Raw genomic sequence first — 9,758 nt, 5'->3', positions numbered from 1 at the left:
ATCGAAGCAGTCTAAATAATGACTCTACGATTATTACGTATATGATCACTCCAAGCTATTATATTGAAGATTTCTCGATCACACCCGGCTTTATGTTTAACCGCGCAACTTCCCCGTTGTCCACCACGGATACCTCCTCTGCAAGTCTCCAATTATTCGGCAATGAAACTATGTTTCAACAAAAATATACCTATGCTCTTTCAGGGATCTATACCAAAACTAAAAACGACATCGGTAGCTATGATCAGGAATCGCTCTCTTCAGAAGCACGTATAGCCTATATTTTTCAACATAATACGGCATGGCTGAGTGATCCGAGTGTCGGATTAAGAGGTTTGTATACAAAACAAACCGATCATATTTTAGACCGATACACTGAAACTGCAGCTTTGCTCTTTTTTGTCAGCCTTCCGGTCAATTACACATTTTAGGAGATTATCATGAAACGGATATTTCAATTTTTAGCGCTCGTATCACTTACAATCTCAGCACTGAATGCCGCGATTACAGTAACACCTTCATCTACTCGTATCAGTCAAGCAGATGCAGGGCTACTCTCGCTCTCGTATCAGGTAAGCGGAGTGGGTACATGTACACTGGCCAGTTCGAGCAGCGGAACATTTTCCACTAGTGATCAGATTTTAGGAACTGTCTCGACACCGGTTTCCATCCCTATATCAAGTGGATACGGAAGTGCTTCAGAAACGGTGATGGTACCGTATTCGGTCCTCAAAAGAGCCCAGGAACTGGGAAGCGCAAGTTTTGTTTTTATACGTCAATTCACACTGACATGTGCGTCTGCGAGTACACCCGTAACAACCATTGTAAACATAACTCAAACATCTGATGTTGCCGCTGATTTTGCCATCAAACGGGTACAGCTCTATTTTGACAACCGCCGAGCAGAAACAACGGTCAAACGAAACAGCACTCTGCACGCCTATGCCGATGTCTCTTTTAGCGGAAACGGACTGCTTCGCGGGTATTGGGAAGTAGACGGAAGAGCTTATCCTCCGTTTATAGAACATCTTAGCGGGATGCAATCAGTAAAACTCACCTTTCCGGAAGTTCCGCCACTTCCGACATTTACACCGGGAAGTCATATCATCCGATTTGTGATCACATCCCCCGTTTCCGGATTAAGAAGCCCGGAAATTATTTACTATGTAACGGACGATGAAGAAGTGCGTGTTATGACGATACTTCCATCCACCGCTGCGGGAGCCATCATCGATCAAGCAGACAATACTTTAGCCTGGAGTGCGCTAAAGAGCGGGAGCTATTATTTCATCGAGATGATGGACGACTCGAAAGAGACGATTTTTTCAGCCTATACGAAAGACCCTTTTTACAAGATCCCCGATTTTGCTTTTCGCCATGTATTCCATAAAGGAAATACCTACAAATGGAGAGTAAAAGGGTTTGATGCGGAAGGAAAACTGATCGGAGAGAGCCCAATCAGTACCTTTGAACTTTCACTGTAAAGAAGAAAAGTCAAATTCTGCTATTTCAGAGGCTATGCCTCTGGCGCCGTTTTCCGCTTGATACACAACACGATAACGTATTTTTCCCGATGCGGGAAGTTTCATATCGACAACCTCTTCTTCAGTTATGGAACCGGTAATCGCCATCCACTGCTCTTGCCCATCGATTTGGCGCTGAATCACCGCACTCAGACGAGTAGGAATTTTTCCGATACGAATCACGATATGGGCAATCGGCAATTTTTCAAAACGGAGTTTCGGGCGATCAGGGATCGGGATCGGAGGATTTTGTACGACAACGGTTTTTGCCCGTCCGAGGTCACTTCGGTTTCCGGCTTTGTCGACGGCTACCATCCGATACCAGTAACGCTGGCCGTATTTGACAAATGTATCGGTCACATCGGTTGCTTTCGGAGATATTTCACCTCCGATAACTAGCCCTGCATCGGTTTCTGAAACACTCCGAACAAGATAAAGACGCTCAACATCGTCATACGGAGGAGCGACTTTGAAGGATACTTTTACCCGTCCATCAGCCCCATAGAGATCAGTGATATAGGGGGGATTCGGAGAGATGGTATCGGCAAGAGCGACTGTCACTGTTGAACTTGGTTCCCCCTCTTTGCTGTCAAATCCCACTGCGGATACTCTATATTGATAAGTTCCATAAGTCAAATCTCCCACATGATCATCATAACGTGCTTCCGGGATGACATAGGTCGTCATCTGAGACCATTTGTCCGCACCCTCTTCTCTTCGGTAGACAATGTACCCCGCAACCGCTTCGGATGATTTTTCCCAAGTCAGCGTAATAATGCTTCTTCCGGCATCGGCTTTCAACTCTTTGACTCGGGAAGGGGGATCTTCAGAAACAGGCTGTGCCATAACAGGATAAGAGGGGTGTCCGACCTCTCCGCTCGCAGCAATGGAGCGTATACGATAGTAGTACGCTGTTCCTCCGCGAAGGTTTTTATCCGTATAACTATCCGTTGACCGGGAAAGCCCCTCGGAGGTTAGAGGTACATAAGGACCATCATGCAATACTGAGCGCTCGATCAGATATCCGGCACACCCTGCTGAGTCATTCTTTTTCCAACCTAAAGAGACCTCTTCTTTTCCCTCTTTGGCAACCAGATTTTCAGGCGGAACAAGTGCTTTGGAATCTTTGATCAGAATCTTTTTTTCAGCAGGCAGACTGAGATTTCCAAACAAACCGACCGCATAGACTCGATAGGTCACCTCTACGCCGACAGGAGCATTTTTATCAACAAACAAAGGCGTTCCGCTTTTATCCAAATCATCACTGATAATGACAGGCTCTCTCGTCAATCGTTCGATTGTCCCATCCGGATCTTTTCGCTCAATGAGATATCCGACCGGAGGATTGTACAGGTCTCCTTTTGGAAATTTCCACGAAAGTCCTATCCCCTCATAGAGCTCCGTTATAGTAACTTCATCAATCTTTTTCATCGGGGCAGTCGCTTCCAAAGGATCGATTTGAAGCGTATTGGCGATTTCTCCTCCGGAACCGTTTTCAGTAATACGGTAGCTCCGTTTTCCGCGCGTCCCTTCACGATCGATGTAACGCAAACCGGCTGCATACCCGAAAGGGATATCGATGGCACCCTTCATCCCAAAAATCAAAACTGCCAATTCGCTTTTATCTTTGTCCATTTTTCCGCTTGCAACTTCATGGGCAAATTTTTGGATCTCTTCTGCTTCGGTTGAGCCGATTTTGCTCAAAGCCTCTTTATCCGAACCGGGAAAGATTTTCGTTTCCAGTACTTTTGTCCCATCGGTTCCTATCCGCTCAATTTTCCACCCATTTACCGGCCATTTCTCACCCGGAAGCCAAAAAAGCGATATCGATCCTTTGCCGTCCGAATAGGCCCATACTGCACTTTTTTCTTTTGTCGCTGCAGGAGCCGCATAGAGCGCACTTGCCAAAAGCCAAACGATTATAAACCATCCTATTTTTTTCATACGCTTTCCTACAGACTGAAATTTGCACATTTTTTGACCGTTTTGATACCGAGATCAATTTTAACGCATCCGTGAGCCGATGCGGAAACCGGAAGAGCCCCCGCGCTAACACCGGCGGTAATAGTCGGACCGACGCAGACGCTGCAGCAGCAGACTTTGGCTTCAAAATTTCCTTCCCCGTATCCTGATACATGAGGCTGAGAGGTCATGGCACATCCCATATCGACATCCCCGGAAATATGCCCTATTCCCGCATTAAGATAATAATGGAGTCCCCCTCCGACAGCAAGAGCATTCGGATCGAGCATAATATATCCGTTCGAATCCATTATCATCAAATGGACATTAATTCTCGGCCCCTCTTTTTGCCCCGCATAAAAATACCACGTTCCGCCGCCGACATGCATCGTCATTGCATTATCCGGAATGGTGGCCGATACTGCCCCATCCAAAAAGCTTAGCTGGCCGGAGAGCATTCCGTCAAATCCGCCTCCTGCGTACTTCATGTAACCGTGGAAATCTCCCTCACCGTTTTGCGTTGCGCTAAGGAGCCAAGAGCGAAAATCCATTCGCGCCCCTTCTCCCAGCTTGATTGTCAAATCACCATCCATCGTTACCAAAAATCGATCCGTACTTCCAACTCGCAATCCAGCCATAAACATATAGGAATTATCCATTTGCGGGAATACATCATTGATCGTTCCGACATGGGCAAAGGCATCCATCGGAAAATTATGGCCCAATCCGCCGCGGATTTTATACAGAGCAAGAATCGGTGGAACAAATGTCACTCCTCCCGTATCCAAGGTAGCCCTCATCAACCAGTAGTCATGTCCCCCTTTGTAACCCAAACGGAATTCCGCTTTGATCGGAACACCTCCGAACATCGACATATCAACCAGTCCGGTGTATTGATCATCCGCAGTTGCACCTGATCCGGATGCGAGATAGATCGGTTCATTGCTCGCATAAGCAACCCCCTCTTCCAAAACCATATTAAGCGGGACATCCGAATAGATCGGCTGACCTTTCGCATCATAACCGGCAAAGTAGGCATCCACTTTACGTCCGGCCATTTGAGCAGGCTCTTCATTATAATTGACGGTAATTTTGGATTCGACGTTAGGCTGTCCCGGAGGGAAAGCAACCGAGACATCAAACGGCTTCACCTCCGGCCCTTTGGAACCATACGTATTACCTGAACGCTCCAAAACATATCCGACAGGAACACTGACCGAAGGCATCACTTCCGAAATCGTAAATGAGGTATTAAGCTTGATATCTACCAGACTTTTTCCCCCTTTTGGGTGCAGGAGGAGATCTGCCGAAACGAGATCGACCGGCGTTCCTCCGAACTCGGCTTTTCCACCCAACGGAATCGTTGCCGCTGTTGCATCGCTTAGTAAATGAGCTCTTCCGTCCATTCCGTAAATCCATCCGTTCAGCAGCGCCTTATCGGTAACCGTTTTATTTTTAGCTTTCAGCGTCAGTGTCGTATCACTCCAAACACCCCATCCAATCCCCTCATAACTTCCGAAAATCAGGTTGTCCGCTGTAAACGACACCGGTCCGTATGATTTACTCACCGCTGCTGCATGGAGCCCTTTGAAGCTGACACCAGACTCTTTACCGGGTTCTCCATCCTCGAGAACCCCTTCACCTTTGAGATGGGTATCGAGCCATGGGGCATATACATCCATATTGTGATATTCGGCGCTGAATTTGCCCCCTCTTGCTTCCGCATGGAGCGAATCAAATCCGATAGTCCCCTCTCCAACGGTCACCTCAAATTTTCCGAGTTCGGCAGCTCCGCACAGTCCGTCACTTTTGATTCCCCAATCCGTAACGGTTTTTTGGTAGTTGTTTTGAATCAGTCCGAAGGTATTGGGTTTCAGCGTCGCACTGCCCAGATGAATACCAGTCCAAGATGCTCCTCCACCGCCGCATACCGATGAGAGTCCGTTACCCTCTTTGCTGCTCAGATCGATTGCCGTAGTCTGCGATGTGAGATTAAACCCGCTCCATCCGATTGCAAACTCTTTCTTTTTCGTCTCTACGTAATACCAGTTACCCTCGCCATCGAGTTTTGAACTGACACCGTTCCAGCTGATCGGTTCATCCGATCCGCCAAGCCGTAATGTATTATCCTGCGCTGTGACATCCATGGTCAGCTTCATATCGCTTGTTTGGGCACTGCAGCTGACCTCTTTGGGATTCATTTTCATTCCTGAGGCAATTTTCGTGTTGTCTCCGCTGAACGTTTCTTTGAGCTGTGTCCCTTTGGCTACGGTCATACCGTCCGATTCAATCGTCCAGTTATTGATTGTGACCGGAAGGATTTTTTCCTCTACCGAGCCTCCGAGGTTCAAGGGGATGACAAGATCCCCTTTTCCTTTAAATTTATTGGATCCGCTCCCCACGGCAGTCACACTGTCGGAAATATTGCGTATCCAGAATTCATCTCCCGATTTGGAAAGGATTCTAAATTTGCAGGGCTTTTCAGGTGTTGTCTCATGGACAGAAAAACGGTACGGTTCAGCACGAACGTAATACGGTTTTTGATGCGGGGTTTCTGGAAGATTTATCGCTGAAGCAGCACCGGTCGTATGAGTTATCGCACGACTGATACTGGCAACGGTCGGCATACCGATCGAAGCATGTTTGGAAGGTGAGAGAACCCCAATTTCTACCCCGCTGGAAGCTATCTGCGACAGATACGGATCCGATTTGCCCTGAGAAGCTCCGAGGGCGATTTTCAGCATCTGAGGAGTCATTTCGGTAGATGCAAATTTCGGAATGCTTTGCTGCATTTTATCGGCAGCTTCTTTGAGTGCATTGAGCGTCTCTTCCTGTGTTAATGCCATGGTGGTTGAGAGATCGACGATGGCATTAACGGAAAGTTTGTACTGGTTCCCTACGGTAAAACTCTCCATTTCCTGTGTCGGAGAATCGATCGGATAGGTCGAATAAGACTCTTCACTCGGCTGTGTCGAGGTTTCCAATGTCATATTTTCTCTTTGATTCGAGGGACCGACCGGAATATAGCCGGTTGAGCTTAGAACCATTTGGGTATCGTTCCCACTGTATAAAATCCAACTGAATTTTGCATTTCCTTTTCCGTAATAGCGCAATGCGGCATTTGCCTGCATCACATCACAGCGGCTGAATACCTCTGAACTCGAGCCTCCGCTTGAGAGGTTTAGTGCTGCCGTAACCGGCTGCACAGCACTGACTCCTAAACCAGATGCTGAAATCGAACCTGACGACACAGTAGAACCGGATTGAGCAACAGAGAGGAGTTTAATCTTCCCTGCAGCGGAACGGGCAACCGGTTTTTTACCGGCAGAGAGTTTGATGGGACCGGCAGATGCATTTCCAGAGCCATTTGTCCCCGTAATCTCGATGGAATCAAGATGCAATGTTCCCCCCGCTACTAAATCTTTTCTCGGATCGATCGTCTGATTTTTGCAATAGAGCATATAAGCGCGTCCGGCAGCATCAATCTTTGATGAATCATACATTGGGATTTCACCCGCATAACCGAGCGTCTGCATATAAGGATCGTTTCCTCCTACAGAATAAGAAGCGTTTCCTGCCGATGCCGTTTTGGATGCGGAATAGCTGTCATAGGCTCTGACGATTTCTGAGGGATCATTATGCTGCACATCTCCCTCCGGGAGCATGAATACACGGACAATATACTTGCCGTTAGTCCCATAGATGTGCTGCATATTTTCAATTTTCAGCGCAGAGGTATCGGTGTAATACGTTCCCATTTTGGTAAATTTGAGCGGTTCTACCACACCATCACCCCAGCTGACAAAGAGATTGGGGACGACGACACTGCCGTTTTGCTGATGCTGTGTAAATGCCCACGGTGTTTTATCAAGGCTCAACGTTCCGGTAAGATTCATCCGATCGCCGACATAATCGAGCGTTTGGGTTTCTCCCGGAGCTTTTCCTTTTCCGAAATCAAGATTAACGAGCTGAATAGAGCCGGAGGTACGGTCATTTCCGCAGGACATACCCGTTGTGAAATTATCGATGCGCAGAGGCCATTTTTCGGATTCTTCGACCACTACTTCTACCGTTTCTGTTTTGGACTTGCCGGAAGAGTGGTCGTTAACACTCGATCCTCCCGGTTCACTCACGGACTTGGTATAGCTGCGTTTTCCGACAACCGTCCAGTAAAGATCAATATCTTTGTTATGATCTTTTAAATATTGTGCTTCGGGCGAAAGCGGAATAGTGGCTGCAACTCCTGCAACTTCCATTTTCTTTGCACTCGAAACCCCCATATAGGCGCTTGAAGCTCCAGTATTTGATCCGCCTATACCGGGGATACTCAGATCTGTCGTTATCGGTTTTTGGCTGGCATTTCTCCCCCCTATCGCAGCTATCCCTTTTGATGTACTGAGTACCGGTGTGCTTTTATTAACGCTAAGAGCCGAGGGATTTACTCCAGAGAGCATCAGATGAATAAGCTGATAGACAAAATCGGGATCGGCACGATACGATCGCTCACTTCCCGTCACTTTAGAAAGGAGTACTTCGTTTTTTTTGTTAACGATACGAAGTTCAAACGATTCGGCCACGCCGGGATTTTCCTCACGCCATTCAAAAACACTCTGGTCATTCACCTGAGGGATACCGTAATCGCTCGACACATCCCCACTCTGTCCGAATGTCCCAAACTTTGGAGACATCAGTTTGATTTTCCCTTTCGTAAAGTTAGTCAAATCGACTTTCGGTGCCGTAAATTTCGGTACTTCCGAAAAAGCGAGAGGGGCATTAACCCAACCGTAAAGTCCGGAAGGTTCAAACTGTCCCTGAGCTGCATTGGGTTTAAATAAAAGTCTTTTTTTACCGCTTTCGATACGTTTGGATACGGAAATCTGAAGCTGAGCATGGTGGCTGTCAATCACGTTGGCTCTCTCGAGGGACACCCCATTCTCAAAAGAAAAAAGGATATCTTTGGTCAAATTTTCCCCGATCAGATTCAGCGTGTACTCTTTGCCCGGAGCCCAATGACTCGGAATGAGTTCCTGCATCGTGATTTTCGGTACAACAGCAAGCGGTTTTACAATTTGAGGCGTTATCGTTCTCGATACGGAATGGGTCTCTTTTTTCGGCCAAACGAAGAGAGTAAAGGATCGACGATTGTTTTCATAATAGCCATTAAGCTCGGATGTTTTATGATCATAATTGAGTTCAAACGTCAGCTGATAGGTCCCTGCTTCCCAGCTCTGCGGTGCGGGAGGAGGCCAATTAAGGATTGTTGTTGCTCCGGCTTTGAGCGGCGGAACATCGGCAATTCCGGATAGATACGAGGGGCAGGAAGTATTTGCCGCATTGGTAACCGAGGTTCCCCCTGAACGCTGACAGGTAATCCGCATTTTGGTAGCCGGAGCATCGACATTTCCTTTATTTAATGCCGTCAATTGCACTTTTCCCGGGTTGCCTACAGGCTCAGTTGCAAATATAGTCTGAGCTACCGCCGCATCCGATGCCACCAGATCAATCCCTCCCTTCTCAGGAGCAATGGTTCCGCTCTGCATCGAAGCACCTACTGAGGGGGTAAAGGAGAGTTTTTGTTTAACGGTGACAACAAAGTTTTTAGAATTATTGAAAAGCTGCTTCTCCACAACACTCGAATCTTTCGGACGAAGCGTCGCCGCCATCGTATAACTCCCGGCACTCCATTTTTCGCTAGTCGGTTTAGGCGGCCAAGGTACACTCACTTTTTGACCCGGTTGCAACATCGGAATCGTAACCGTTGTCGTAAGCGATGCAGGGCAGTTGGTGCTTCGGCACACAACATCCAAAATAATCCCGCGAACGGCCACATCCCCGCTGTTCGCAATACCCAGTTTAATCTCCTGCTTGGATCCAACCGTATCGCCATCTGTGATAGTCGTACTCACATCGATACTTTCCAGATTCAGATCGGCAAGAGAAAGTGCAGGATTGATAGGCTGGAATCCCGGTATTGCAGAGTTTACAGGGGCTATTCTCTGTACTCCCGGCATCGCACTATTGACAGGAGCAGCAATAGTAGAAGAAGCACTATTTTTTGTGGATAAAACAGCTGCAGGCACTACCCAAGATGAGGCTATGATAAGAAAAAAAGGTAACCACTGACGCATAACTTTTCCTTTTTAATGAAAAGACGCAAATGATCGATTGTATTACCAAAGTAATTATATAACACTTAAAAATATTTTTTTAGATTTTCATTGTTTACTATTAATTTACAATTCATTAACACCGATGTTACTCAAATTGGACTAC

4 protein-coding genes are annotated in these 9,758 nt (G+C 47.0%); 2 read left to right on the top strand and 2 right to left on the bottom strand.

Features of this window, described 5'->3' with window-relative positions:
- A partial coding sequence (locus tag PHP90_RS07810) for a hypothetical protein (protein ID WP_299927810.1) occupies positions 1 to 431 on the top strand: 431 nt, incomplete at its 5' end.
- Positions 432 to 440: 9 nt separating this feature from the next.
- Positions 441 to 1,484, top strand: coding sequence for a hypothetical protein (locus PHP90_RS07805; RefSeq protein WP_299927807.1), 1,044 nt, complete (start codon positions 441 to 443; stop codon positions 1,482 to 1,484).
- Here PHP90_RS07805 and PHP90_RS07800 read toward each other — a convergent pair.
- On the bottom strand, positions 1,476 to 3,467 hold the full coding sequence (locus PHP90_RS07800; RefSeq protein ID WP_299927804.1) for a hypothetical protein: 1,992 nt from the start codon (positions 3,465 to 3,467) through the stop codon (positions 1,476 to 1,478). The two genes, PHP90_RS07805 and PHP90_RS07800, sit on opposite strands and share 9 nt — an antisense overlap.
- 8 nt (positions 3,468 to 3,475) lie before the next feature.
- Positions 3,476 to 9,613 carry a hypothetical protein gene (locus PHP90_RS07795; RefSeq protein ID WP_299927801.1) on the bottom strand — a complete coding sequence of 2,046 codons (6,138 nt, stop codon included), beginning with the start codon at positions 9,611 to 9,613 and terminating at the stop codon, positions 3,476 to 3,478.
- Positions 9,614 to 9,758 lie beyond the last annotated feature (145 nt).

It is taken from the genome of Sulfuricurvum sp. (assembly GCF_028712165.1).
Taxonomy (GTDB): Bacteria; Campylobacterota; Campylobacteria; order Campylobacterales; family Sulfurimonadaceae; genus Sulfuricurvum.
The sequence above is the reverse complement of the archived record's forward strand: the minus strand, read 5'-3'. Positions and strand labels throughout refer to the sequence as shown.

What these genes read in the sequence shown, in the direction of transcription:
- PHP90_RS07805 (WP_299927807.1), top strand. Translation starts at nt 441, where the DNA reads ATGAAACGGATATTTCAATTTTTAGCGCTCGTATCACTTACAATCTCA.
- PHP90_RS07800 (WP_299927804.1), bottom strand. Translation starts at nt 3,467, where the DNA reads ATGAAAAAAATAGGATGGTTTATAATCGTTTGGCTTTTGGCAAGTGCG.
- PHP90_RS07795 (WP_299927801.1), bottom strand. Translation starts at nt 9,613, where the DNA reads ATGCGTCAGTGGTTACCTTTTTTTCTTATCATAGCCTCATCTTGGGTA.